We start from the raw sequence: 26165 nt of genomic DNA on the forward strand, positions 1-26165 counted from the left end.
TTAGACTGATGCTGACTGCTCCGGATCAAGTAGCCATTGGTCGAGCTTCCTAATCAAATCTTCTTTTCTATATGGTTTGGTTAAGAAATCATTCATTCCGCAATCAAAGCATCTCTGCTTGTCCTCATTCATGATGTTAGCCGTCACGGCAATAATCGGGATGTTCTTCCCTTGAGGGAGGTCTCGAATGGCCTGTGTTGCTTCATAGCCGTCCATAACGGGCATGTGGCAGTCCATTAATATGAGGTCAAAGCTGTTTTCTTTTTTCAGTAGATCAACTGCAATTTGTCCATTGTCGGCGATGTGGATTTCTGTAAAGCCAAGTTTTTTCAGCAGACCAGTGGCAACCTTCTGGTTTACTTCATTGTCTTCTACGATAAGGATACGTTCTTTATTGTAGCTATGTGTAGGTGCATCTGCGTTTGAGCTGGCTTCTTGTTTGTTCGCTTTAATGTTGAGAGCTTTCTTGAGCGCATCTTTTAGCAGGCTATGGAAGATCGGTCTTTGGAGTTGTAAATAACGACTTTCTGGAGAGACCTCATCGACGATAATTATGGTTTTGTTTTCCGGCAGCGATTGATGAGACTCGTTCTTCTCGGAAAAGGCCAGATAGATTTGGTTTTCCGCTATGTCTACAGCATCTGACGAATCTGCAAATTTCAAATTTCCGCCCCAGAATTTTAACTGATCTATCAGATCCTGATTTTCAATAGGGTGATTGTTTTGAGTATTTATCAGATATAAATCGGGTTGGTTGACTAGAAATTGCTGCTCAATCCAGGCTTCGCAAGGAAGGTGGAAACTCAGTGTAAAGCAGCTACCAACGCCTTTTTCAGACTCAATGGTAATGTCACCGTGCATACACTCGGTTAGTTGCTTAACCAGAGTGAGACCAAGCCCTGTACCGCCATATTTTCGTGTGGTGTGAGAGGTTGCCTGGGTGAACGGGGTGAATATAACGTCTTGCTCCTCCGGGGTCATGCCTATGCCCGTATCTATGATTTTTAGTCGGATGTTATGAGAAGTAGTCGCGTGCCCATGAGCTGTCGAACCAGAGGTCGGGAGGTACTCTGCAATAATTGCAACATGTCCTTTGTTGGTAAACTTTAAGGCGTTGCTTATTAAATTACTGATGATTTGGCGTATCCGGGTAGGGTCACCGGTAACTTTTCCAGGAAAATCAGGCTGAATTGAAAGATACATGTCGATCTTTTCAGCTTGAGGGGAATTTTTAAAGAGCGTTACCGTCTGTTCAAGCATTTCTCTTAAATCGAACTGCATTGCTTCAAGGTTAATCTTCCCTGACTCAACTTTGGCGATATCTAAAATGTCGTTCAGAATTTGTTGGAGTGTATCACCGGATGCACTGGCCAGCTTGAGTTGGTCTCTGGTGGCGTCATCGATACCTGTTTTTGATTCCAGCGCAAGGTTGATCATTCCGAGTACACCGCTTAATGGTGTTCGAATCTCGTGACTCATATTCGCAAGGAAGATCGCTCGAGCTTGGCTGCTTCGCTCGGCATCTTTTCGTGCAACTTCCAGCATTTGGTTAGCGCTGGTAAGTTCATCGTTTGCTTCTGTCAGTTCTTTTGTTCTTAACTCAACAGCTTGTTCCAGGCGTTCCGTATAACGCTGTCGATCTTTTTCTGCCTGCTTTAGTTCGTGGAAGCTTCGTTCAATTTCACTTAATTGTTTATTGGTTGTTTCAATTAATAACCCGATTTCGTCTTGTTGATGTTGTTTGAGCTGATCTATACGAAGTTTGGTTGGGTCTTCACTGGCATGAATGTTTGATAGTTGTGATGTGATGGAGCTTAGGGGTTTAGTAAGCATGAAATAAAACATGACCAGTAGTGAAAAGGCCAGAATACAGGCTTGAACTAACACGGTTCCCAGAAGCGTTAAGCTGTCATTAATAAACCGTTCACCGGTGGGCTCCATATTAATAGTGAGATGGAGATTACCCAGTTCTTCTGTTGGATCGTGTGCAACGGAAAGTTTGAATGAATATTCCGGAGATTTATTAAAGAGAAGGCCGATGAGTTGGCTGTATTTACTTTCCGGCGTTTCACGATAGGACGAGGCAAGAATGTCGCCGGAAGGCTCTATAATTGCAGCCTGTTTAACGAGCGGAAGTTGTGCTAGTCCCTTTACCAGTTCTTTCGCCAGTTCTATATCAATGTTGTATGCAATTCGAGAAGCAGGAGAAATGGTAATACTTGCTAACGATTGAATTTGCTCTTCAACCTTTGATTGAATGCGATAATAGTTGGCAGTTATAACAAACAGGCTAAATATGATGCCTAGTAAGAATGCTACACAAAGAGTATTTCTTGCCTGTCGATAAGAAAGGCGTTGTCTCGTAGGTATTCTCATTTGAGCGATATGGTTCAGCTACATATATATGTAGTAAGCAGCTGAACAAGTCCTTGTAAACATTGTTTTATAATAGTTTAGATTCCTAAGCTTGAAAGCGTACCACTAAATACTTGGGTTAGTCATAAACTTGTTTCATTTTTGTTTGTTCGTCTTCTGCTGCGAGCTTATCCATGCCTTTCTCTAATTGAGAAGGCTGATCAGTGGCTTTAGCGTGATTTCGTTTCGCCATAGCTTCTTCATCCGCTTTCCGCTTAAGTGCGTCGATCTTCTTACGAACGTATTCGATACGGTTACCATTCTTATTGGCAAACTTCTCTAGTTCGGTAACTTCTTGGTAATACTGATGTATTGCACTTCGAATCTTATTTGAAGATTCCTGCTCTTCGGCTTTTGCGCGATAAAACTCAAACGCTGCTTGGGTATAAAGATATTTAACCAGCATGTGATAGCTCTTGGCTTTATCTCTGCTAATTCTTCCGCCACGAGCCAGGCTTAATAAATGCTGGTTAAGTACTTCCAATAGATTGCGTACACGTCTGACTTGTTCTGAGGTTTTAACGGGAAATTCTTTAGGCTCGACCGATGTATTTACTTGAGCGAGTTGTGTCTGGGCTTCCCCCAGCATTTGTTTTGCAAAATTCTTTTGTGTTTTATCGCCAATGGAAAATAGGTGGTTTGCCTTATACATCATGCTTTCTATAAGTAGGCGTTTTAATCCTTTATGCAGGTAGTGGGGAGGAAGGTCTCGTAGTAGTGATTCCAGCATGTTTATTTGGTCGTGCAAGTTTTGAGAGATGCGAGAACGCTCAATACGGTTCTTCTCCATCTGCTGGTTAATATAGGCAATCCCGATCAAGATAATAATGATGCCTAATACTATGAGTCCTGTCGTAAGTCCTGATGACATATTGGTTTAATCCTACGTACCGTTGCTATGTATATGCAAATAGCTGATATACCTATTTTAATATTAGTCTTGTTATCGACTAAAATCACTATAACTCAAGGCCTTAGCCTCAGTTTTATAAAAATGTAAAAAAAGTAATATAAAGAGTTGACACTCTACCGATGTGTTATTAAGATACGCGCACTTTCTGACGAGGTCAGTAGGAAGTACGGAGTCCCATTCGTCTAGTGGCCTAGGACACCGCCCTTTCACGGCGGTAACAGGGGTTCGAACCCCCTATGGGACGCCAATGCGGGAATAGCTCAGTTGGTAGAGCACAACCTTGCCAAGGTTGGGGTCGCGAGTTCGAGTCTCGTTTCCCGCTCCAATTATGCATTAGCATAACTTCTTACATCGTTAGTTAAAGTTTTAGTGTCCCATTCGTCTAGTGGCCTAGGACACCGCCCTTTCACGGCGGTAACAGGGGTTCGAACCCCCTATGGGACGCCAATGCGGGAATAGCTCAGTTGGTAGAGCACAACCTTGCCAAGGTTGGGGTCGCGAGTTCGAGTCTCGTTTCCCGCTCCAGAATTTTAAAAACCAGTCTACATGACTGGTTTTTTTATGCCTGTATAAAAGTGGTTTGATTTTCTTAAGAATTGAGTCGCTTTGTCTGATGTTACGCTATTCTTATAAATCTCTGATTCCCAAAGGGATCAATCAGTTTATTTATTATGCTTTCTGTTCTAAAGTTATTCGAAAATTATAACTGATAACGGACTACCTTTTGGCTTTCTCATTTTCTCAGATTCGCTTGTCTACCAAATTGATTTCGTTTGGTGTTGTATTGACGGTCTTTGTTGTCGCGTTGACAACATGGTTGGCGATCACTGCCTCAGAGCGGGCGCTTCGTGAATCGATTGAGAGAAATATTGTAAATGTGGCTGTAAATACTGCCGGCGCCATTGATGAGTTTATGATGGAGCGGGTGGTGGAGCTGAAAATTCTTGCTCAGTCTCAGGTTTTTCAATATCAGGATGATCAACAGGTGCAATCCTATATGTTGCCTGTATTGATCGAGAATCCCCATCTAAAACAACTCATTCTTTTTAAAAAAGACGGTAAAACCATCAGTGTTACTGAAAGCAGTCAGTTAATTGATTGGATTAAAAATCGAGATGATGACAGCCGTCGTTTGTTAATGCAGGCGTTCTCTGCGCGTCAGGGCGATGTTTTCTTTCGAGATGCTCATATTCGTGGAAATCAGCTGATCGCGTTTATTTTTACTCCCATTGTTGATAACGGCTTAAATGTCATGGGCGTGTTAGCGTCGGTCGTTAATCTCGATTATGTTAAAAATAAAGTCTCTGAGATGGATCGACGAACAATCGGCAATAAACATGCATATCTGGTGAATGCCCGAGGCGATGTTCTTTTTTCTCTTGATCCTTCCAGTCAAACATTTAATCCAATGCCTGACTCAAAGTCGTTTCCAAACCTGCTAGAGCTATTAAAGGATGAAGAAGAGGGCAGTATTAATTACCAAGACTCTTCCGGCGAAATGGTTTTGGCCGGTTTTGCTAATTTAAGCGAATACGGGATTAATCATGAAGGCGATTGGTCGCTGGTTGATGTAACTCCGGAATCGATCGTTATGAAGCCGATTTTTGATCTTCGTAGTGATATGTTCTGGATGTGTATCATGGTGTTGTCGGCGGGTGCTGTGGTTTCTCTGTTCTTTGCCCGTAGTCTGGTCCGGCCGATTTTTAAACTGTCTAAATCTGTAAAAGAGTTATCTTCAGGGAATCGGTCAGTTCGGGTAGAAATTGAGACCGGCGATGAGGTGGGGGATTTAGCTGCAGCCTTTAATACCATGAGTGCTCAGATTGAGTCCCAATATGATTCGTTAGAAACGAAAAATATGGAACTTGAACAGGCACGTGAACGAGCTCAGGAGGCAAGTCGCCACAAGAGTGAGTTCTTGGCTAATATGAGTCACGAAATTCGAACGCCAATGAATGCCATTATTGGTTTTTCCAATTTAATGCTGGATACAGAGCTTAATAATAAGCAGCAAGATTTCATTCGAAAGATTCGCGGTTCCTCTCAATCTCTTTTGGGAATCATTAATGACATTCTTGATTTCTCTAAGATTGAAGCAGGGAAAATGGATCTGGAGGCCATCGAGTTTGATTTATTGGCTGAACTAGAAGCTGTCATCACAATGTTTGGTGATTCTGCTCGAAAAAATAATATCGAATTAATTCATCTCCAGGACTTTGATGTTCCCCGTATGGTGAAAGGCGATCCACTTAGGGTTCGCCAAATCTTAATTAACCTTGTCAGTAACGCGGTGAAATTTACTGATGCCGGTCATGTGGTTGTTCGTGTCAGATTATTGGCTGAGGAGGCGGATGCGGTAGCTATTCAGTTTTGCGTCGAAGATACCGGTATTGGTATTGCTCAAGATAAACAAGAAATGTTGTTTAGTGAGTTTCAGCAAGCGGATGGTTCAACCAGTCGTCAGTTTGGCGGAACCGGTCTTGGCCTCGCGATTTGTAAGAAATTAGTAAAAATGATGGGTGGTGCCATCGAAGTCGAAAGTGAAGACGGTGTGGGGAGCACGTTTAGATTTGTGTTGAGACTACAGCGTGCGGATGATGATTTTGCCTACCCTTCGTTGCATGATGATTTAAAAGGAATTCAGGTATTGGTGGTGGATGACCATCACGAGTCACGCCAATTCTTTGAGCATGTCTTTGAAAACCTTTCTTGCAAAGTCAAAACGGTCTCTACTTCATTAGATGCGTTGGCTTCTTTACGAGATTTAAGATTCAGTGCGAGTCTTGATCTTTTGATTGTTGATTTCGATATGCCGGTTATGTCGGGTGAAGCGTTAGTGTCGGAGATTCGGACCATGCCATATCTGGATCAGCTTCCGATTATCATGAGTTTAAGTAGTTTGGATGAAGATACGTCTAGGTGTTCTTCAGAGTTCGATGTTCAGAACTTCCTGGAAAAACCGTTAACAATTTGTGGTTTGGTTGAAGAGGTTGAGCGATCCTTTGGTAAGTTTGTATCCAAAGATGACAGTTCAGAAGGAAAAGACAATACGTTGTTTTGGCCTAATGCTAAGGTGTTGCTGGTTGAAGATAATCTAATGAATCAGGAGCTTGCTCGCATGATGCTATCCGATTTGGTGGCTCATGTTGAAGTGGCAGGGAATGGCAAAGAAGCCTTGATGGCTTTACAGCGTATCGACTTTGATTTGGTATTAATGGATGTACAGATGCCAATTATGGACGGTTTCCAGGCAACCCGAATGATTCGAAAACAGAGCCAATGGCAAGACTTACCAATCATTGCGATGACGGCAAATGCAATGAAAGGGGATCGTGAAGCCTGTTTGGATGCTGGCATGAGTGATTATTTATCCAAGCCTGTAGATATTGGTGATTTGAAAGACAAGCTGATCACTTGGTTGCCAATCGATGCAGGTTCGATGGCGATGGAGGTGTTGCAGGCTGATATAGATATTGATTCGCCGGATAGCGTTGAAGAGGCATGGATAGATATTGATGCAGCCCTTAAACGTGTAGGAGGAAATGAGAACCGATTGAAGCTGTTGATGAGCATTTTTTGCCAAGAGTCGATGAATGTGATGACTCGTTTAAATGATGCTATTGCTTCGAAAGATACTCAGCAGTGTATTTTTATTGTGCACAGCATGAAAGGCAGCGCCTCCAATCTCTCGGCATTGCCGCTCCGTGAAGCGGCTCTAAGTCTCGAATACGCTTTTAAGAACAAGAACTTAGATGATATCGACTCTTTGAAGGATCGATTTGAAGAATGTCTGGCTGGAACGCTTGATGTAGCGAATAACTACAGTGCGTAGCTAGATTAACTGGTTTGTGTTTATTGATGGAAAGGCTGTTGTAATACAGCCTTTTTAGTTTTTACGCTCGATGCCTGTTATGTCTAATATCTTGGCGGAGATCTCTTCAATGGAAAAGTAGGTGCTGTTGATATAAGGAATATTCATGCGAACAAAGAGTTCTTCAACCATATCCACTTCCATTTCACATTGAGCCAGTGACGCATATCGACTGTTGGCTCTACGCTCATTTCGGATGTTGGATAAGTTTTCAGCGTCGATTGTTAATCCAAACAATTTGTTTTTATTGGCTTCAAGGAACTTAGGTAGGCCAATCATGCCATCGCGCATGTCTTCTTCTGTTAATGGATAGTTGGCCGCACATAAACCGTATTGAAGTGCCATGTAGATACAGGTTGGGGTTTTGCCACACCGAGACACGCCAATCAAAATAATATCGGCTTTATCATAGTTTTTAGTGCGAGCGCCGTCGTCGTTATCCATTGCGAAGTGGACGGCATCAATTCGGCCTTTATAACGGTTTTCTTCATCGATGGAGTGTGATTTACCTACGGAATAAGAGGAGCTGTGACCGAGCTCTTGTTCAAGAGGGGAGAGGAACGTTTCAAAGATATCAATCGGGAAACCGTCTCCTGTACGGATATATTCGCGGATTTCTTTATTGACGATGGTATCGAAAATGATCGGGCGCACACCGTCTTGGTTCTTGGCTGTGTGAATCTTTTCTAGGGTAGAGCGTGCTTTATCAATGGTGTCTATGTAAGGCAGTAGAACACGATTGAACTCCATGCCTTCGAACTGACTTAATAACGCATTGCCCAACGCCTCAGCAGTGATACCTGTTCCATCGGAAATAAAGAAGACCGTCCTTTTCATGTTGTCCCACATCTCTTGACTCAAATGCTGAAAGTATAACGTGATATCCGGTGCTCAGGAAAATTGATCTAAAAAATACTGAAAATCAACAAATTGTATGTTCGTGCTCCTATACTGAAATTCTTGAGGAATCAGAGAAGTCTATTGATCTGTGCTAGTTTTTGAGGGTTGTTTTCCAGTAATATACGGCGCAAGATCAGTAGTGCTGGCAAGACCAGGAACACAGTCATAGACAGGAGGCAATCTTGAGCGAGAATATTATTTGGTTCGATAAATTAGGTATGGCGGACATCGAACAAGTCGGTGGAAAAAATGCTTCTCTGGGTGAAATGATCAGTCATTTAAGCGGTGCTGGTGTCTCTGTTCCGAATGGTTTTGCTACAACATCTCATGCTTATCGTACCTTCCTAAACTCAAATAGTTTATCTGATGAAATTAACTCGTTGCTTGATTCATTAGATGTGTCTGATGTTATTCAGCTTGCTGAGATTGGGGCTCAAGTTCGATCGTTGATTATGTCAGCTGAGTTCTCTAAAGAGTTTTTAACGGACGTAGAAAAGGCGTTTGAGCAGCTTTCTGGCGGGCATGATATCGCTGTCGCTGTACGCTCTTCTGCAACAGCAGAAGATTTGCCGGATGCCTCATTTGCAGGACAGCAAGAGACTTTCCTAAACATTAAAGGTGTTGATGGCGTATTGCAGGCCATCAAAGAAGTGTTTGCCTCACTGTTTAATGATCGAGCCATTTCTTATCGTGCACATTATGGGTTTGATCATAAGCAAGTGGCGCTGTCTGCTGGTATTCAACGTATGGTTCGCAGCGAGTCAGCAAGTAGCGGTGTGATGTTTACTCTGGATACAGAATCCGGTTTCCGTGATGCTGTATTTATCACTTCTTCTTATGGATTAGGGGAGACGGTTGTTCAGGGGGCTGTAAACCCTGATGAATTCTACGTTCACAAACCAACACTTGAAGCCGGTCGTCCTGCGATTCTCCGACGTAACTTAGGCTCCAAAGCAGTGAAAATGGTGTATGCGGATTCAGAGGAAGTGGGTAAAACGGTTGAAACCATACCTGTTGAGCGTGCTCAGCGTCAGCAATTATCGATTACCGATGATGAAGTCGTGGAGTTAGCAAAGCAGGCCATTATTATTGAGAACCACTATCAGCGTCCTATGGATATCGAGTGGGCAAAAGATGGTGATGATGGGAAGCTCTATATCGTTCAGGCTCGTCCAGAAACAGTAAAAAGTCGTGCTTCGAATACACAGATGGAGCGTTTCTTGTTGAAAGAGACTGGTACTGTGATCGCTGAAGGCCGAAGCATTGGTCATAAAATCGGTTCAGGGCCCGTACGTATTGTTCATGACATTTCTGAAATTGATAAAGTTCAGCCAGGTGATGTTCTTGTTACAGACCTTACTGACCCGGACTGGGAGCCAGTAATGAAGCGTGCGTCTGCTATTGTGACTAACCGAGGTGGGCGTACATGTCATGCTGCGATCATTGCTCGTGAATTGGGTATTCCGGCAGTTGTGGGATGCGGTGATGCTACCGAGCGGCTTCAAAAAGTTGATGCTGTGACTGTGTCCTGTGCGGAAGGGGACACAGGGATGATTTATAAAGGTATGCTGGATTTTGAACGCAAAACGGATCGAGTGGAAAGCATGCCTGATCTACCTTTTAAAATTATGATGAACGTGGGTAATCCTGATCGGGCATTTGATTTCCAGGCATTGCCGAACGCTGGTGTTGGTTTGGCTCGGTTGGAATTCATTATTAACCGAATGATTGGTGTTCACCCTAAGGCGTTGCTGAACTTTGATACCTTGCCTGAGGATGTAAAACGTATTGTTGAACGTCGCATGTCAGGTTATTCAAATCCTGTTGATTTTTACATCGAGAAGTTGGTTGAAGGGATATCGACCCTGGCCGCTGCGTTTGCGCCTAAAAAGGTCATTGTTCGTTTATCTGACTTTAAATCGAATGAGTATGCCAATCTTATTGGTGGTCGAATTTACGAACCGGAAGAAGAGAATCCAATGCTTGGGTTCCGTGGTACATCTCGCTATATTTCTGAGAGCTTCCAAGATTGCTTCCAACTGGAATGTCAGGCGTTGAGAAAGGTCCGTGATGAAATGGGCTTTACCAATGTTGAAATTATGGTGCCATTTGTGCGTACCGTAGGTGAAGCTGAGCAAGTGGTTGAACTCTTGGCTGAGAATGGTCTGAAGCGTGGTGAGAATGGACTTCGCTTGATCATGATGTGTGAGTTGCCGGCAAATGCATTGCTTGCTGAACAATTTCTTGAGCACTTTGATGGATTCTCAATCGGTTCTAACGATTTAACCCAGTTAACCTTAGGTTTGGATCGTGATTCGGGCGTAATTGCTCATTTGTTTGATGAGCGAAACGAAGCGGTGAAAGCCTTATTGTCTATGGCAATTCAAGCTTGTAAAAAAGCCGGTAAGTACATAGGTATTTGCGGTCAAGGGCCTTCGGACCATCCGGATTTGGCTCAGTGGCTGGTGGCTCAGGGGATTGATAGTGTTTCCTTGAACCCGGATTCTGTATTGGATACCTGGTTTTTCTTGGCCGATAAAGATAAGTAATAGCTTCTTATTCTGTAAATGAGTGGCGGGAATACATAAGAGAACTAGGGATATGGTAGAAAAGTCGGCGGTTATTTTTGGTGCTACGGGGTTAACAGGAGGTCATTTATTCAATGAGCTCCTAGCTTCGACACATTATCAGCGGGTCTATGCTTTCACGAGACGCCCGTTAGATGTTGAAAGTGACCGTTTGACTGTCATTGAAAAGCCTTTGGAAAAAGTATCTTCAGAAGATATTAAGACCTTGCCGGAAGGGGTGGATGTTTTTATCTGCTTGGGTACGACGATTTCTAAAGCCGGTAGTAAGGACGCGTTTAAAAAGATTGATTACTTTTTGCCAATGAAGTTAGTCAATTTGTTGTCCTCCAAAGCAGAACATTTCTTACTGATCTCGTCTCTTGGTGCTGATGCCAATGCTGGCTCCTTTTATTTGTCTGTGAAAGGGCAGCTGGAAGATGATTTGAAAGTGTTAGATATTAACCGCTTAACGATCTTCAGACCGTCGTTGTTAAAAGGTGATAGGTCTGAGAAGCGGTTAATGGAGGGTATTTCTCTTAAATTGAGTGCTCTTATTAACCCGGTTTTCTCTCTTAAACTTCTGCACAAGTATCGTCCTACAGACAGTAAAGATCTGGCGAAAGCCATGTATAAAGTAGCAACCGAGCAGGTTGGATTATCCAGTGCTCGAACCAACGTTATCTCATCTGATATGATAACGCGCTTGTTAAACCCCTAATGATTGGAGCTGAGAATGGAATACATTACTCCTGACCTATGTGATGAGTATCCTGAAGTACAAGTTTTAGAACCTATCTTTAACAATTTTGGTGGTCGCTCATCTTTTGGTGGAGAAGTTGTCACAGTTAAATGCTTTGAAGATAACTCTGTTGTTAAAGAGCAAGTGGCACAACCAGGTAAAGGTAAGGTTATGGTTGTTGATGGTGGTGGTTCTATGCGAGCTGCACTGTTGGGCGACATGTTGGCTGAGAAAGCTGTTGAAAATGGCTGGGAAGGTCTTGTTATCTTTGGTTGTATTCGTGATGTTGATGCAATCATGGAATTAGATCTAGGTGTTCAGGCGCTAAATACTCATCCTCGTAAAACAGACAAGCGTGGTTTGGGTGATTTAAACGTTGATGTGACATTTGCCGGAGTAACAATCAAGCCAGGTATGTTCGTCTATGCAGACAACAATGGGGTGATTCTTTCGGACAAAGCCCTATCAATGCCTGAGTAATTGATTACAGCAGTAATAAATATACAAAAAGAGCCATTAAAAATGGCTCTTTTTGTATGGCGACAAATGTAAATTATGAGCTAAGCTAAAAAAAACTTTATTTTATTTAAGGTGTTATGTCGCAAGAAACGATTCTAATAGTCGATGATATCCCGCAGAACCTTCAAATTTTGGGGCAAGTCCTGTCTCAAGAGGGCTACCGTGTTGCGGTTGCAACTAATGGACTACAAGCATTGGATGTGGCTGCTAAGGTTGTTCCTGATTTGATTCTGCTGGATGTGATGATGCCTGAAATGGATGGTTTCGAGGCATGTCGACGGTTGAAAAAAATCGATGAGCTTGTGAACGTGCCGGTTATTTTCCTCACTGCCAGAAACAGTACTGAGGATGTCGTTGCTGGTTTTGAAGTTGGCGCTGTTGATTTTATCAGTAAACCTTTTATTAATGTTGAGCTCTTGGCTCGTGTGAGAACTCAGGTTCGAATCAATACGTTAATGAAAGAACTGGAGCAAAAGAATAAGGAATTAGAAGAAAAAGCCGTTCATGATGATTTAACAGGCTTGTTTAATCACGGATATATGTTTGAACGATTAAGCTATTGTCAGCAACTTAGCTGGCGATATCATACTCCGTTGTCCGTTATTATGTTCGACTTGGATCACTTCAAACAGGTCAATGATACCTATGGACATCAGGTTGGTGACACTGTTCTTCAAAAAGTTTCGAACGTGATAAAGAATGCTGTGCGGCAAGTGGATATTGCTGGTCGATATGGCGGTGAAGAATTCATGATAATTTGCCCTGAAACGTCTTTGGAAAATACCTTTATGTTGGCGGAGCGTATTCGAGAGGAAATCGCCAATACTCTGATGGGCGTAGAGGGGTTAACGGTGACAATCAGTGGTGGTGTGGCCGAAAGTCATGAGAATGAGCCTGTTGAAAGATTGTTCAATCGTGCCGACGAACTTTTATATAAGTCTAAGCATTCTGGCCGAAATATGATCAGTTGTTAGTTTTTATTTGATCGCTTTGACGCTATTACGGTTGAATCACTCTCATTCGTTTTGTAAATCTTGTTTCTGTTAATGAGTTAGGCAATCAATCTGTTACCTTTGATGTAAATTGGTGTGTAAATCTTTGATTTTGATTATAACTTTACTTTTTCATCTTTAGTTTTTGTGCTAACTTGATTAAAAATAATCACTAAAGAGGCTTGGGCCGAAATGACAAAATCAGAGTTGATTGAAAGAATAGCTGCTCGTCAAAGTCATTTGTCGGTGAAGGATGTAGAGCTTGCTGTTAAAACGATTATCGAACAGATGGCTCAGACGCTGGCGAACGGTGAACGAATTGAGATTCGGGGATTTGGAAGTTTTTCTTTGCATTACCGAGAACCGCGTAAAGGAAGAAATCCAAAAACTGGAGATCCTGTAGAGCTGGCAGGAAAATATGTTCCTCATTTCAAACCAGGTAAAGACCTTCGTGATCAAGTAAACGATGGGATGCTTGAAGAAAAGAAACTTTAATGCGATTTTTTAAACTCGTCTTTTTTATCCTCCTGATGGTATTTGTCTTTATCACAGGGGCTGTTTTCGTTGGAGACAACCCTGTTGATGTTAATATCCGTTTTTATCGTTGGCAATTAAGCGATATCCACTTGCCTGTGTTACTTCTAGGAATCTTTTCAATTGGCTTACTGACGGGCGCTTTTGCTACTGGAATTCGGATTCTAACGCTGCAATCCAAGTTAGCCTTGATGAAGCGTCAATTAAGCTTGGTTGAGAAAGAACGGGATAAGTTGAGACTACTTGGTCTTAAGGAATAGATGGTTCTTCAATGAGCGACATTCTTATCTTTGCCGCAGTCTTTATATCACTTGCAGTAGGATGGGGGGTCGGTCGTTATCAGGGGCTTTTTCAATTAAATAATCTTACAAAACCGATTCAACCGTTATCTTCAAAATATTTTAAAGGGTTGAATTACCTCATCAATGAAGAGCCTGACCAGGCAATTCATCATTTCATTACCATGCTTGAGGACGATTCTGAGTCCGTTGATTTGCAGATTATTCTTGCCAAACTTTTCAGAAAGCAAGGTGAGCTGGATCGAGCCATTACCGTACACCAGCGTCTGTTAGCTCGCCCTGATTTATCGGATGAAGTGCGTCAAAAAGTTCATGTTGAGCTAGCACAAGATTATTACAGTGGTGGATTGCATGATCGAGCAGAGCAATTATTGCTTGAGGCACATTCTCATGAAGAGTCTGAATCTGTTCAGGAGTTGTTGTTTTCGTTGTGGGAAGAGCAGCAAGAATGGCAGCAAGTTCTGGATTTAGCCAAAGGCTTAAAGCATTTATCTCCAAAACTGTCACTTCGAGTGGTTGGAGCCTGTTGTAAGTTATCTGTCTCTTTTAAATCGGACAGTTATAGCTATCTGAATTTTGCCGAGAAGTTCCAGCCCGACAGTGTGATGTTGCACTATCACTTTGCAGAAGCTCATTTGCAAGCTGGTAATTCCCGCAAAGCGCTAAAACGGCTAAAGCGCTTAATAACCCTAGATCAGGCAATGGCACCTGTAGCGCTCCCTTTACTAAAGCAATGCTTCAAAGGACGAGGTGTTTGGTTTAATAGCTATCGTGAAGTACTGGAAGACTGGTATCAATTGAATCCGTCTATTTCCATTGCCTCAGAATTAGTTCAACTGATCATGGTCGATGAAGGAAAGGATGCTGCGTTAATTTTCCTTACCGAGTATTTAAAGATTCGTCCCTCTATTCCTGGGCTGGTTCAATTGGTAGACTTGCACCTCAAGTCAGATACGCAACAGGATCAGGCTACAATGAAGATGTTTCGTAACTTATGTCGTCAAATCATTGAAGAGCGGCATAAGTTTCAATGTCAGAAGTGTGGCTATCTCGCAAATCAAATGTATTGGCAGTGCCCAAACTGCAGAAAGTGGGAATCGATTCGCCCAGTATTTGGCTTAGAGGCTAAGTAAACGCGATATTAATGAGGTTATATGAATAAACAAATAGTTGTTGCTTTGGACTATCCAAGTCAGAAAGATGCAGTAAACATGGCCCAAAGACTTGACCCTTCCTTGTGTCGCGTAAAGGTTGGTAAAGAACTGTTTACCCGTTCAGGACCTGCGGTTGTAGAGGCTTTACAATCAATGGGATTCGATGTGTTTCTGGATCTCAAGTTTCATGATATTCCTAATACCGTTGCACAGGCAGTTTTAGCAGCGGCAGAGCTGGGTGTTTGGATGGTTAATGTTCATGCGTCTGGCGGTCAAAAGATGATGGAACGTACTGTCGAGCTGCTCGAACAAAAAGGCGTGCCTAAACCTTTACTAATTGCTGTGACTGTATTGACCAGTATGCAGCGTGAAGACCTTGCTGGTATTGGTTTGGACATTGAGCCAATCGATCAAGTGAAACGTTTGGCCCTTCTGACCGAAAAAAGTGGCTTTGATGGTGTGGTGTGTTCTGCTCAAGAGGCACCAATGCTACGTACTTTGGTATCGCCTGAGTTTAAATTAGTGACGCCAGGTATTCGACCTGCTGGAGCTTCAGCTGATGATCAAAAGCGTATTGTTACGCCTCAAGATGCGATTCGGGATGGCAGTGATTATCTTGTGATTGGCCGACCGATTACACAATCTGAAGATCCAGTGAAAACACTTCAGGACATTATTTCTGATCTGGAAAATATTTAGAGCAGTCCGAGTGCTCTACATTGAGTAGGGCTAGTTACTTGGTATGGGTGTGCATTGAACTTTAATCTGATTGCCGTCATACCAAGTTACGATTTTATGAGTGAGAAGAAACCATCTCTTTTAATTCTTATTAGTGTGATGAGACTAAATCACAAGGAGAAAAGGGATGAGACTAATAATTACTATTGCCGCACTAGTTCTAACTGTTAGTGTTTGGGCGTCAGAAGTCATCAATATAAACAGTGCCACGCAGAAAGAGTTGGAAGCTCTAAAAGGGATTGGACCTGTCATAGCAGAAAGGATTGTTCAGTATCGTGAAAGTCATGGCCGTTTTTCAACTATCGATGAACTGGATCAAGTCAAGGGTATTTCCGCTACCTGGATTGAAAAGAGCAAAGACAAACTCTTACTCTCTGAGTAGTTTTATAAAGATTTCGGCTTTTATTAGCCTCTTTGTTTTATCTGGATGCACACAGAATTCTGCTATGGGCGTAGTTGGAAAGTCGTTAGAAATAGCATTTTTCGGGCATCCAGATGCTCAATTCAGTCGTGAGTATATAGAAAACCTTCCGTATGCTTCTATGGTTCTCAAGATCGGGATGGGGCCTAAATCTTTGGTGGTTCATTCCAGAACCATGAATCAGGATGTTCATTGGATTGCGGCCGATTATACGGTGTACGTTACACGATATGGACGGATTGTTAAGACCGTTAATCTTCCTATTAATCGGGTTGGTTTAGAGTTCCGGGGTACTGATCCCGTCTGGCAGGTTCAGCAAGGACTACCGTTTGATCAGAACATTTACTATGAGGTAGATCTTCAGCCCGGTAACTACTTTGCCACACCTATACGGGCAACATTTGAATTCGATGGTGAAGAAACGCTTGAGATTTTGGGTAAAACCTATCAAACCAAGCGTTACGTTGAACGTTTCCATAGTGAAAAACTTTACTGGGAAGATGAGAACTATTTCTGGTTTGATAAGGACACTGGCGCTTTGAGACAAACCTTGCAGTTTGTTGATCCTAAAACGCCTGCATACTTAACTCAGCATGTCCGCTGATGGGGAATCAATACAGTATTTTCGTAAAATCAGAAGTTGCTCATCATGATTGGTTTGTCCTTCAAGCTCATTCAAACAGATATTGATGGCACTTTTGCACTGGACGGTTTCACTGACTGAGTTGGCAAGCTTTAACGCTTTGATCAAATAGCTGAGCGCAGCAGCGTAGTCATGATCCTCTTCGGCCATGAATGCGATACTAATGCATTGTTCAAAGGTATTGCCCAGCATATTTCAAACCCAATATTCGTTAATAAAACTATAACTGGTTCACATTTTTGATATGTTTTAAAAATGAACGATTTTTTTTAAAACATATGTCGTCGCGTAAGCGTTAGTCCTTAAGAGTAACAAAATGTCTCTCGAACTTGAGCTGCCGCTCGTGTTTTCCGGAAAACGTCACAGAAACATCGTTTACAGATTATGTAAGCTTATCGACCATTTTCTTCTATTCTTTATGTTTAGATTAGAAAGTGTACAAATTAGGCCATTATTTGGGTAATGAGCTAAAAGTTTTATCTTTCCTAATAAAAAAGGGTTGTGTTTGGGGTTTATCTGTGTAGAATACTCCTCCACGAAATGAGAGGCAGTTACCGAAATTGCTGTATTTTCGGGTGGTTAGCTCAGTTGGGAGAGCATCGCCCTTACAAGGCGAGGGTCACAGGTTCGAGCCCTGTACCACCCACCAAATCTCGTTTCATTGCGGAGCAGTAGTTCAGTTGGTTAGAATACCGGCCTGTCACGCCGGGGGTCGCGGGTTCGAGTCCCGTCTGTTCCGCCATTTCTTCCCCCCTTTCTTTATGATCTCTATTTCATATTCTTTCTTTTAGTCAAAAACTTCTTTTAACGCTTCTGATAGCCAGAGTAATGCTGGGCCAGCTACACGATTTTTTTGCATGACTCGATCAATGGGTGGATTCCATGGTTTGTGATCGAAGCTCAACTTCAGTTCTGTAAAGTCCCCTCTATGTATGCCTGCATGTGCCATATGCTGAGGTAAGTAGGCCCAGCCCATTCCTTGTTTTACGAGCTCTGATTGCATGTAGAAATTGTTGCTCCACCATAGTTGAGCAGACAGGGGGGCGAATTGAGCTAACTCGCGCCCATCCACGCCCTTAAGCAGTATTTGCCGCTGGGGAAGCAAATCGGAGACAGTAACCGATGATAGTGTAGCCAGCGGGTGTTCGGGGCTGACCACCGCATAGAAAGGCAGATTACCAAGAAAGCAGAGATCAACTTCCTTAGGGAAGACAAAATCACAAAACATCAGTCCTATGTCAGCACGGCCGGTCTGAACAATCTCCGCAATGTCAGGACTGGCAATTGAAAGTAATTCCAATGCCGTTGCTGGAAATCGTTGGGAGAATTCCTGAATGATTGGCTCGAAAGCGGGTGAAAATATTGCATCATCAATTGCCAGAATTAAGTTGGATTCCTGGTCTTTGCTCATCGCACTGGCTGCGGTTCTGAGCTCTTCTGATTGCATGAGAACGGCTTTCGCATGAGAAAGTAATCGATGGCCTTGTTCTGTAAGCGTAGGTTTATGGCTTGAACGGTCAAATAGCTGACAGCCTAAATCGATTTCCAGGTTCGCTATACCTTGGCTGATGGCGGATTGCGCCTTTCCTAACGATCTGGCACAAGCAGAAAAAGACCCTGTTTCTGCGGAGATAACAAACATTCTTAGGTAGTCGAGGTTATTCATAGGTTCTAGTTGAATCGTTTATGTATGGATACGGCTTACTAGCATGACGTATTAGTTAATGTATCAGTATAAGTGATGGTTTCTAACTTTTTACTATCTTGATTGTGGATATACTGCCCTCGTTTTAGGAGGGGATCAAATGTCCAAGTTAGAACGTGTGTTTCACAGCATCTTATTTGAAGTTATTGCTTTGGTGATCTTATCTGCGCTGGCCTATTGGGCAACGGGCAAAGATCCGATTCACTTAACCGGTTTGGCTATTACACTTTCGATGATTGCGATGATGTGGAATTACATATTTAATTTACTGTTTGATCGGGTCTTTGGAGATGATCGCGCTGCAAGGGGGATAAAAATCAGAGTAGGGCATGCTGTACTCTTTGAGCTAGGAATGCTGATTTTTTCGTTTCCCGTCATTATGTGGGTGATGGAAATGGACTTTTGGGGTGTCTTATGGATGGATTTAGGCGTCGTCGTCTTCTTCTTGATTTATGCAGTTGGCTTTAATTGGTTATATGACATCGCTCGTCAGAAGTGGTTTGTTCGTTCATATAAACAGTCTGAGTTGTCCATATAGTAATTGTTAGGTGATATGAACAAAGCCAGAGACTGTGTAGTCGTTTTCTGGCTTTGATCGGTTATAAATGCGTTATCATCCGCCAAAACTGATGAATAACGCTTAAGTCCAGTAACTAGGTTCAGCAACATGGGCTAAACAACCGGAGTAAGATTTATATCTTCCAGGCCTCGTTGACTGGTAATGATGTCTCTGGCCCGGTTTATTCGTGAGCGGACCGTTCCGATTGGAATTGCTTGAATGCTAGCAATCTGCTGATAGCTCAGTCCATGTCTTTCTCTATAAATGAAGGTCTCACGCAGATCTTTTGACAATTTGGCAATACCTTCTTCCAGTTTTTGTTCCAATTGCTGATCAAGCAAATGCTCTTCCGGTGAATAACTTGGGTTGGTCAGATTCAGCGGTGAGTCTTCGTTATATGCATCTTGTGCATATTCCTGATCTACATAGCCGGGCTCAAATGCTTTTTTCTTTACGATTTCTCTCTTCACTGCAGAGATCGCCGTATTCTGAGCAATACGATACAGCCAACTATAGAACTGGGCGTCTCCACGGAAACTTTTGAGTGCTTTGTACACGCTCAACCACGTTTCCTGAAGGATGTCATCAACATCATCCCGGTGGAAAATAATCCGGGATACCATATTTCTCAGTTTTCGTTCGTACTTGTTAACCAAGTGATTGAAGACTCTTGTGTCGCCGTCTTGAAACTTCTTTACCCAGATTTGATCTTGCGTGAGGACTTCCTGATGTTGCGCTTCATTGGCTGCTGAATCTGATTTCAGCAGTTGATCAAGTTGAAATCCGTATTGAACGCTGGATAGATTTTCTGGAAGCTGACTTTTCTGGCAATCCTGAAGATTCATCAAGCTACCTGAGCATGGCTGTTCGATAGTGGTGCTGATCATCTTTCTCTCCTAGTGTCATTCAGCTTAAGACGCCGGCCTGTCTTTTAAGCCTGGTGAGTATTTGGTAGATCAGGAATGCTAGAACCAACTATTTAGTTGGTGTACAGACCTGTTCAGTTTTTTTGTTAAGGGTAAGTGTACAGATCTGTACAGTCAAGAGTGTTTTTGATTAAAAATTTCGATGACATAAAACGAACTTTGTGATGATTGTGGTAACCTATGCAGAATGAACCTTGCGTTTTAACAACCACTTCGTGAGTAGGTGAATGCTACAAATGGCATCTACAAAAAAAACGTTGCTGCTTGAAACAGCACTAAATTTGTTTAATGAACACGGATTTCACAATACTGGAATAGACATGGTTCAGTCGGTTTCAGGTGTATCCAAAACAACTATGTATAAGTACTTTAAGTCCAAGGATGAGTTAATTCTTGAAGTGCTTCGTATGCGACATGAGCAATTCTCCGAATGGATGGATGGTCGTGTAGCAGAGTTTGCTAAATCTTATGAGGATAAGCCTTGTGGAAAACTAAGGGCAATGTTCGATGCATTGCATGAGTGGATACAAAGAGATTCTTTTTGTGGCTGTAACTTTATCAATGCCTGTGCTGAGTTTACCTGCTGTTCTCATCCCATTCATCAGCTAGCTACCGAGCATAAGTTGTCTGTGCAAAGCTATGTCCAGCGACTGTTGGATGATGCGGGTATTCCTCAAAGTAAAAAGCTCTCTGTTCAGATTTGTTTATTAATGGACGGGGCGATTGTCTATGCACATACCGTTGGGCAAAAAGAGGCGGCCAGAATTGCCAAAGAAATGATGATTGTTCAGCTGGAAAGTATTGCTTGTGGTTAAACCACACAGATTGATAACTTCTAACCTATTAAACCTTTGCTTTTTAAGCACATACACGCTTTTATAGGAGATAAAACTTAAGACAGGGAGTCTCAAGGTGTACAACGTCTATCGTGTGTATGAAGCGTCTTATGTGTTTAAATTCATTCAGTTTCTTTGTGTCCCGTGGTTCATGTTTGCTTTTTTGTCAGAAGCGCGGGGCAGTGAAACGTCGTTAACCTACTATGTTATTGAAGAGCAGGCTCGCCCCTTTCAGATATCATCAGGCGAGGGCGGTTATTCTGGAATAGCATCAGATCTGGTAGAGGCTATTTTTGCCCAATCAGATATTAGTCTGAATTATGAAACTTTGCCTTTCCGACGGATGCTCCGAAAAATGGAGCAAACTCGCGACAGCCACTGGATTGCTTTAGGCTCTCCTGAATGGCAGGGAATTCAAGCGGAACGCTTATCAAAATTTCCTATTTTTACTGCTCATCATGTAGCGGTGGTTGCAAAAAATGTTAATCCTTCGCAAACAAATATCTCTCATTTATCGGAATTAAAGAGCAAGCATGCCATTTTGTTGTTTGGCTTTGATTATCCGGGGCTGGCGCCGTTCCTTAAAAAACAGGAGATGACGCGGCAGTTTGTTAAAACGTATGACTCAGCATTCAAATTAATTCAACGACACCCGCAAGAATCCGTATTCATCGAAATGGAGTTGCGGGTAGAGCACAATCTCAAACGTTTTTCATTCCCTGAGGATCAGATCTATTCGCTGGATATGTCCAGTGTAATTCCTGACTACGATATCCATTTGGCGTATTCTCCGGGGTTAGAAAATGGACTGGTAGAAATGCTGGATGCCGAAATTCTAAAGCTTAAAGGCAACGGGCAGCTTGAAGCTATCATTGCTCGCTATCGTTAGAGATCAGTCCACCAGCGGGTTGTATCTTCATTGCCCTGGATGTTTATGGGTTGTCCCATTTTCGGTGTCAGTACATTAACTTTGTGAATTTGCGACAGCTGAGTGATTTGTTCAAACGGATCTTGCCAGGAGTGCATTGCCAGATTAAAGGTTCCGTTATGAATGGGCATCATGCGTCGACCTTGTAGATCTATGTGAGCTTGCATACTCTGTTCAGGGAGCATGTGAATTGTGGCCCAGCTCGGGTGGTACGCTCCTGTTTCTACCAAGGTTAAGTCGAAGGGACCGTATTTTTCGCCAATCTCTTTAAAACCGTTGAAGTAGCCTGTGTCGCCGGAAAAGAATACGCGAGTGTCATTACTCTTGATAACATAAGACGACCACAAGCTCTTATCCCGATCGCTAAGCCCTCGACCTGAAAAATGTTGAGCAGGCGTACTGACAACATGTACTTCATCAATTCTAATCGATTCCCACCAATCCAGCTCAGTGATTCTTTCATCTGAGACGCCCCAGGCAATCAGATCGTTTTTATTACCCAGTGGGACAACAAAATTCGTTACCTTGTGAGCCAGTTGCTTAATGCTTTGCTTATCTAAGTGGTCGTAATGATTGTGTGATATGAGCACTGCATCGAGTGGCGGTAAGTCTTCAATAGATATTGGGGGTTGATGAAAGCGTTTTGGACCAATGAAAGAGAAGGGGGACGCCCGATCTGAAAAAACAGGATCTATTAAAATTAACTGCCCTGATATTTTTAATAAAAGAGTTGAGTGCCCAAGTCGCCAAATGGTGTCTTCTGACGCAGATAGAATGTTTTCGGTCAAAATAGCTTGAACCGGAATCTTTGTTTTAGGTTCAGTCTCTACAGCGCGGTGTTTGTAATATTCTTTCGCGTAGTTAGCCAGGTTACTCCACTTAAACTCTACCGTTTTGTTGGACGTATTGTGAAACTTTCCATTTGAGTAATGACTGGATTTCGACACTTCTTCAAGGCTGTTAGGGGCTTTTGAATTTAAGGCACCGACAGACATAGCAGAGACTCCCATAATAGAAATAAGTGTGGTTGAAATAAGCAGAAGACGTTTTCGTTTAATCATAATATTTGATGTCTTATTAAACTACACTGTGTAGTGTAATTATGTTTTTTGAAAAGTAAACTGATAAGTGTAAAATTGTCGACCAATGGCCGACTGAAGGTTTAGTGTTTACACTCTGTAAGTTTGAAGGTTATAGGTTTGAAGGTTGTAGATTTGAAGGTTGCAAGTTGAATGGTTGATCAAAAGAGTGAGTCTCAAAAGAAACGTTCCGTCTCAGAGCAAAAGCGCCAATCTATTTTGGATGCAGCCAAAGAAACCTTTGTTGAGCAAGGGTATTTAGCGACGAGTATGGATGCCGTGGCTGCGAAAGCGGGAGTCTCCAAGCGAACTGTGTACAATCACTTTCCAAGCAAGGAAGTACTTTTTAGCTCCATTATTTTAGAACTGCTGAATCAAACTCAGGGGATTATGCAGTTTAGCTTTGATGCTCAAACTCCTGTTCGGCCCCAGCTCATAGAGATTGCCCGACTCAAGATGCAGCTTTTTTCGAACGAAGATTCTTTACCGCTAACACGATTGATCTTGTCTGAAACCATTCGTGATCCTGAAAAAATGATGAGGGTATTGTCGGAATTAGAAGAGGCTGAAGCTGGGTTTATTCATTTTCTTGATGAGGCTGGCAAGGCGGGAAAACTAAGAATTTCTAATAGTCAGCGGGCTGCTAACCAGTTCTTTAGTCTTATTAAGGGTGAGATTTTTTGGCCAATGATTTTAAAGGGAAAATCGTTTCCCGATGACCAAACATGTCTGCAAGTTATTGAAGAAGCAACAGATATGTTCCTTGCCTATTATGGTAACGACTAACAGGCCAAGATTATTGTTCTCTTACCCGTCATCAGTAAACTCTATACTTATAGAACCATCCAGGGATTAGGGAGGATTTATATGTTAGGTGTGTACTTGTCAGGGTTGAAGAGCTTTATCAGTGAGCGTTTTGGTGCTGATGTTTGGGAATCAAGTGTACCAGAGACGTTGGAAAACCAGGTTCAATACGGCAAGCCTGGTAGTACTTTTGATTTTGAACTGTTTTCTATTTTGACTCCTGTGGCTGAGCAAGTCGATGTGCCAGTTTCTGAACTTCTCAAGATGTTTGGCCGATATATCTTTCCTCGTTTGCTTGATTTTATGCCAGAAGCCCGCGAGCAGGACATGTCTTTTCGCAGCTTTATGATCAGTGTTGATCGTGTTGTTCACAAGGATGTGCAAAGGCTCTATCCCGATGTTCGAGTTCCTAAAATCGAGTTCATTCAGCAAGCCAATAAGTTAACCATGTTTTATCGTTCTGAACGTAAGCTGTGTTATTTGGCAGAAGGCTTAATTATCGGTGCAGCAGATTTCTTTCAGGAACAAATCGAGTTACGACATCTTATGTGCATGCATCATGGTGCTGACTATTGTGAGATAGAAATTATTATTCAGTAATGGCCTGTTTTCTCTCTTTTTGTGCCTTCTCTTTTCGTTCGTTTTCTTTTGTTTATAGCTCTTGTTTTAAACCTGCTGGACTTCAATAACCTTACACTGTAAGGTTTGCATGACCTATTATGATGCCTGGTGAGTTTTCGGGGCAGTTAACGTGATTAGGTTTGTTATGGGATGGTTTTCTTACGATAAGGTGCAATATGGCGCTCACCAGTTCACATCAGGCAGGGATTGACATTAAGGTACGAAAGCCGAGTTTTGATTTTACTTCTGTGCCTGAAATATGGTTGTCGACTGCCCAAACCTCTCATTTCATGAATGCTTTGTCTGTATTCATTCCCGCCACTGAACGTCTTGTTATCGATATCCTGCGACGAAGGATACCAGGGGTTCATAACCCTCAGTTGCGCGTTGAGGTGTTGCAGCTCATAAAGCAAGAAGGAACTCATGCACGTCTTCATCGCTTGGCCAATCAACAATTGGCTGAGGCTGGCTTCTCTGCAATTGAGGGACTAACGCATTGGCAAGTAAAGGCATTCGAGTTTTTGATTAAGTTCATGCCAACCTCTTTCGTCACGTCTATCCCGGCCGCGATGGAACATTTTACGGTTAATATCAGTCGCGCTGTACTGATTGAACAAAAATATTGGCAGGGAAATACAGAGGAGAATGAAGCCGTTCGATTCTTAATCTGGCATGCCGGGGAAGAATTGGAACACCAAGCGGTATGCTTTGATGTCTATCGGGAATTCGGTCATAAGCCATTATGGTTTAGCTTGTCTTTAATACTTTTTTGGATGCCGCTTTCTGCGCTCAGTACTTATCTGGTACAGGGCTATTTCCTGGCGAAAAGTCGTCGGTTGAAAACACTGACGGACTGGCGACGTTGGGCTGGTTTTATAGGAGACAGTTTGCCGTTATTTTTTAGTGGGGCTTGGAAATACTGTCGAAAAGGCTACACGCCTTGGACAAAGGACCAGCTAAGGCTTCTTCAAAATACCAATTCGGATAAGGTTCCTTAGGCTTTGAGAAATCTTCCACTGCTCTTATTTCTCGGTAGGCGTAATTTGGTTTTTTATTGAATCTTTAAACCAGAGATATTTTTGCGACTGATGCCATTTTTTGTAGAGTCTTTCTAATTCTCCTGATAAGTAAATACTTTTCATGCCCTGTTCATATAACTCAATGAGTCTGGGGGTATGGTCATTTTTAGCAAAGGCAAGATAGAGTTTTTTACCGGGCAGGGCTTGTTCCAACTGAAATTGACTGATATCCATATGTTCTTGTTTTGCTGCTTCCTTAACGCCTTGCTCGTAATCAAGAAGCACTTCAATACGCCCAGCCGATAACATTTTTAATCCTTGTTGGGTGTTATTTACTTCTATTAATTCTATGGGAAAGTTTAAGTAATCAGAAAAATCATAGCCTCGCACCCAGGCTAATCGAGCAGGGCTGAGTGACTCTATCTTTTTCCACTGAATGAGCGATGGATCGAAGAGCGCAACAACTGGGTCTTCGACGGCAAAGTGAATCTGAGGAAATACATAGTCTGATTGCGGTAGATAGTATTCTGCAACCAGTACATCTTTTTTCCTTGTGCTGACGAGTCTTTTCGCTCGCTTCCAGGGCACCGTCTGTAAATTTAATTCAATGCCTTTTGGTTGATAAATGGCTTTCAAAATATCCCAGTACAAGCCAGAACCATCTTTGTTGGTATAGTCTTTCCACTCTTCGCACACAATTTCAACTCGGGGGAAACTGTTTTCAGCAAAGTTTGGATCTGAATGAAGCAAAAGCAGTAAGGTTACAGCCAGATATCTCATTCCTGAGAGCCTCAGTACACGAACATATTATCTTATACGCTAAGGTTGAGCTTAGCAGATTTCTGGTTTTCTTAGGATCGGATAGGCGGTCGCTCCAACCGCTATACTTTATTATTGAGTTTTTTATTTGTAGACTTATGCCTCCTACAGGAGAGTAGGGTGAAGGCATACCCTTCGATATTCTGTGACGGTCATGGAAGGAC

Annotated in this window: 25 protein-coding genes and 6 tRNA genes; 23 read left to right on the forward strand and 8 right to left on the reverse strand. The window is 42.5% G+C overall.

Annotated elements, in window-relative coordinates:
* Both QQL66_RS02960 and QQL66_RS02965 read right to left on the reverse strand, forming a co-directional pair.
* Positions 1–2376 (reverse strand): ATP-binding protein, encoded by a 2376-nt coding sequence (locus QQL66_RS02960; RefSeq protein ID WP_284378595.1) that lies wholly within the window; start codon positions 2374–2376, stop codon positions 1–3.
* Positions 2377–2494: 118 nt separating this feature from the next.
* Entirely contained in the window at positions 2495–3286 is a 792-nt protein-coding gene (locus QQL66_RS02965; RefSeq protein ID WP_284378598.1) for a hypothetical protein, read from the reverse strand.
* Between the two features lie 213 nt (positions 3287–3499).
* On the opposite strand from QQL66_RS02965, the gene QQL66_RS02970 reads away from it, so the two are divergent.
* The 5 genes from QQL66_RS02970 to QQL66_RS02990 all read left to right on the forward strand — a co-directional run bounded on the left by QQL66_RS02970 (position 3500) and on the right by QQL66_RS02990 (position 7160).
* Positions 3500–3575 (forward strand) — tRNA-Glu (locus QQL66_RS02970).
* A gap of 2 nt (positions 3576–3577) precedes the next feature.
* Positions 3578–3653: transfer RNA gene (locus QQL66_RS02975), tRNA-Gly, on the forward strand.
* A 46-nt stretch (positions 3654–3699) separates the two neighbouring features.
* Positions 3700–3775: transfer RNA gene (locus QQL66_RS02980), tRNA-Glu, on the forward strand.
* Positions 3776–3777: 2 nt separating this feature from the next.
* A tRNA-Gly gene (locus QQL66_RS02985) sits at positions 3778–3853 on the forward strand.
* A gap of 199 nt (positions 3854–4052) precedes the next feature.
* Positions 4053–7160, forward strand: coding sequence for a response regulator (locus tag QQL66_RS02990; RefSeq protein WP_284378601.1), 3108 nt, complete (start codon positions 4053–4055; stop codon positions 7158–7160).
* 54 nt (positions 7161–7214) lie between these two features.
* Here QQL66_RS02990 and ppsR read toward each other — a convergent pair whose 3' ends face one another.
* Positions 7215–8036: a posphoenolpyruvate synthetase regulatory kinase/phosphorylase PpsR gene (ppsR, locus tag QQL66_RS02995; protein ID WP_284378604.1), complete on the reverse strand. Its 822-nt coding sequence runs from the start codon at positions 8034–8036 to the stop codon at positions 7215–7217.
* A 245-nt stretch (positions 8037–8281) separates the two neighbouring features.
* Between ppsR and ppsA the strand changes: the two genes are divergently transcribed.
* The 10 genes from ppsA (at position 8282) to QQL66_RS03045 (ending at position 16666) form a co-directional block, all read left to right on the forward strand.
* Positions 8282–10648 carry a phosphoenolpyruvate synthase gene (gene ppsA, locus QQL66_RS03000; RefSeq protein WP_284378607.1) on the forward strand — a complete coding sequence of 789 codons (2367 nt, stop codon included), beginning with the start codon at positions 8282–8284 and terminating at the stop codon, positions 10646–10648.
* Positions 10649–10700: 52 nt separating this feature from the next.
* A complete protein-coding gene (locus QQL66_RS03005) occupies positions 10701–11384 on the forward strand; it encodes an NAD(P)H-binding protein (RefSeq protein ID WP_284378610.1) in 684 nt (227 codons plus the stop codon).
* A gap of 15 nt (positions 11385–11399) precedes the next feature.
* Entirely contained in the window at positions 11400–11885 is a 486-nt protein-coding gene (gene rraA, locus QQL66_RS03010) for a ribonuclease E activity regulator RraA (protein ID WP_284378612.1), read from the forward strand.
* A gap of 116 nt (positions 11886–12001) precedes the next feature.
* Positions 12002–12898, forward strand: a complete 897-nt coding sequence (locus QQL66_RS03015) for a diguanylate cyclase (RefSeq protein ID WP_284378614.1) — start codon at positions 12002–12004, stop codon at positions 12896–12898.
* Positions 12899–13108: 210 nt separating this feature from the next.
* A complete protein-coding gene (gene ihfB / locus QQL66_RS03020) occupies positions 13109–13411 on the forward strand; it encodes an integration host factor subunit beta (protein ID WP_284378617.1) in 303 nt (100 codons plus the stop codon).
* Positions 13411–13710: a LapA family protein gene (locus QQL66_RS03025; RefSeq protein ID WP_284378619.1), complete on the forward strand. Its 300-nt coding sequence runs from the start codon at positions 13411–13413 to the stop codon at positions 13708–13710. The genes ihfB and QQL66_RS03025 overlap by 1 nt, the downstream gene beginning before the upstream one ends.
* 11 nt (positions 13711–13721) lie before the next feature.
* Positions 13722–14882 carry a tetratricopeptide repeat protein gene (locus tag QQL66_RS03030; protein ID WP_284378622.1) on the forward strand — a complete coding sequence of 387 codons (1161 nt, stop codon included), beginning with the start codon at positions 13722–13724 and terminating at the stop codon, positions 14880–14882.
* Between the two features lie 21 nt (positions 14883–14903).
* Positions 14904–15602 (forward strand): orotidine-5'-phosphate decarboxylase, encoded by a 699-nt coding sequence (pyrF, locus tag QQL66_RS03035; RefSeq protein ID WP_284378624.1) that lies wholly within the window; start codon positions 14904–14906, stop codon positions 15600–15602.
* Between the two features lie 166 nt (positions 15603–15768).
* The gene (locus QQL66_RS03040) at positions 15769–16023 is read left to right on the forward strand and encodes a ComEA family DNA-binding protein (protein ID WP_284378626.1); all 255 of its coding nucleotides are present in this window, start codon (positions 15769–15771) and stop codon (positions 16021–16023) included.
* Between the two features lie 64 nt (positions 16024–16087).
* Positions 16088–16666 (forward strand): YjbF family lipoprotein, encoded by a 579-nt coding sequence (locus QQL66_RS03045; RefSeq protein ID WP_284378629.1) that lies wholly within the window; start codon positions 16088–16090, stop codon positions 16664–16666.
* Here QQL66_RS03045 and QQL66_RS03050 read toward each other — a convergent pair.
* The gene (locus QQL66_RS03050) at positions 16646–16897 is read right to left on the reverse strand and encodes a hypothetical protein (RefSeq protein WP_284378631.1); all 252 of its coding nucleotides are present in this window, start codon (positions 16895–16897) and stop codon (positions 16646–16648) included. The genes QQL66_RS03045 and QQL66_RS03050 overlap by 21 nt on opposite strands.
* A 381-nt stretch (positions 16898–17278) precedes the next feature.
* Between QQL66_RS03050 and QQL66_RS03055 the strand changes: the two genes are divergently transcribed.
* Together QQL66_RS03055 and QQL66_RS03060 are read left to right on the forward strand one after the other, a co-directional pair.
* Positions 17279–17354 (forward strand) — tRNA-Val (locus QQL66_RS03055).
* A 16-nt stretch (positions 17355–17370) separates the two neighbouring features.
* Positions 17371–17447, forward strand: a tRNA-Asp gene (locus QQL66_RS03060).
* 45 nt (positions 17448–17492) lie between these two features.
* Here the strand turns inward: QQL66_RS03060 and QQL66_RS03065 are convergent.
* Positions 17493–18371, reverse strand: coding sequence for a LysR family transcriptional regulator (locus QQL66_RS03065; RefSeq protein ID WP_284378633.1), 879 nt, complete (start codon positions 18369–18371; stop codon positions 17493–17495).
* Positions 18372–18510: 139 nt separating this feature from the next.
* On the opposite strand from QQL66_RS03065, the gene QQL66_RS03070 reads away from it, so the two are divergent.
* Positions 18511–18948 (forward strand): PACE efflux transporter, encoded by a 438-nt coding sequence (locus tag QQL66_RS03070; protein ID WP_284378635.1) that lies wholly within the window; start codon positions 18511–18513, stop codon positions 18946–18948.
* 134 nt (positions 18949–19082) lie between these two features.
* Here QQL66_RS03070 and QQL66_RS03075 read toward each other — a convergent pair whose 3' ends face one another.
* Positions 19083–19856 carry a sigma-70 family RNA polymerase sigma factor gene (locus tag QQL66_RS03075; protein WP_284378637.1) on the reverse strand — a complete coding sequence of 258 codons (774 nt, stop codon included), beginning with the start codon at positions 19854–19856 and terminating at the stop codon, positions 19083–19085.
* Positions 19857–20131: 275 nt separating this feature from the next.
* On the opposite strand from QQL66_RS03075, the gene QQL66_RS03080 reads away from it, so the two are divergent.
* Together QQL66_RS03080 and QQL66_RS03085 are read left to right on the forward strand one after the other, a co-directional pair.
* Positions 20132–20710 (forward strand): TetR/AcrR family transcriptional regulator, encoded by a 579-nt coding sequence (locus QQL66_RS03080; protein ID WP_284378639.1) that lies wholly within the window; start codon positions 20132–20134, stop codon positions 20708–20710.
* Positions 20711–20843: 133 nt separating this feature from the next.
* Positions 20844–21620, forward strand: a complete 777-nt coding sequence (locus QQL66_RS03085) for a substrate-binding periplasmic protein (RefSeq protein ID WP_284378641.1) — start codon at positions 20844–20846, stop codon at positions 21618–21620.
* Here QQL66_RS03085 and QQL66_RS03090 read toward each other — a convergent pair.
* Complete coding sequence (locus QQL66_RS03090) at positions 21617–22720, reverse strand: MBL fold metallo-hydrolase (protein ID WP_284378643.1); 1104 nt, start codon at positions 22718–22720, stop codon at positions 21617–21619. The two genes, QQL66_RS03085 and QQL66_RS03090, sit on opposite strands and share 4 nt — an antisense overlap.
* A gap of 171 nt (positions 22721–22891) precedes the next feature.
* On the opposite strand from QQL66_RS03090, the gene QQL66_RS03095 reads away from it, so the two are divergent.
* The 3 genes from QQL66_RS03095 (at position 22892) to QQL66_RS03105 (ending at position 25161) form a co-directional block, all read left to right on the forward strand.
* Complete coding sequence (locus tag QQL66_RS03095; protein WP_284378645.1) at positions 22892–23524, forward strand: TetR/AcrR family transcriptional regulator; 633 nt, start codon at positions 22892–22894, stop codon at positions 23522–23524.
* 81 nt (positions 23525–23605) lie between these two features.
* The gene (locus tag QQL66_RS03100) at positions 23606–24142 is read left to right on the forward strand and encodes a heme NO-binding domain-containing protein (protein ID WP_284378648.1); all 537 of its coding nucleotides are present in this window, start codon (positions 23606–23608) and stop codon (positions 24140–24142) included.
* A gap of 197 nt (positions 24143–24339) precedes the next feature.
* Positions 24340–25161: a metal-dependent hydrolase gene (locus tag QQL66_RS03105; protein ID WP_284378649.1), complete on the forward strand. Its 822-nt coding sequence runs from the start codon at positions 24340–24342 to the stop codon at positions 25159–25161.
* A 24-nt stretch (positions 25162–25185) separates the two neighbouring features.
* Here QQL66_RS03105 and QQL66_RS03110 read toward each other — a convergent pair whose 3' ends face one another.
* Positions 25186–25962, reverse strand: a complete 777-nt coding sequence (locus QQL66_RS03110) for a substrate-binding periplasmic protein (RefSeq protein WP_284378651.1) — start codon at positions 25960–25962, stop codon at positions 25186–25188.
* Positions 25963–26165 lie beyond the last annotated feature (203 nt).

The organism is Litoribrevibacter albus, assembly GCF_030159995.1.
In the GTDB taxonomy this organism is placed as follows: domain Bacteria; phylum Pseudomonadota; class Gammaproteobacteria; order Pseudomonadales; family Litoribrevibacteraceae; genus Litoribrevibacter; species Litoribrevibacter albus.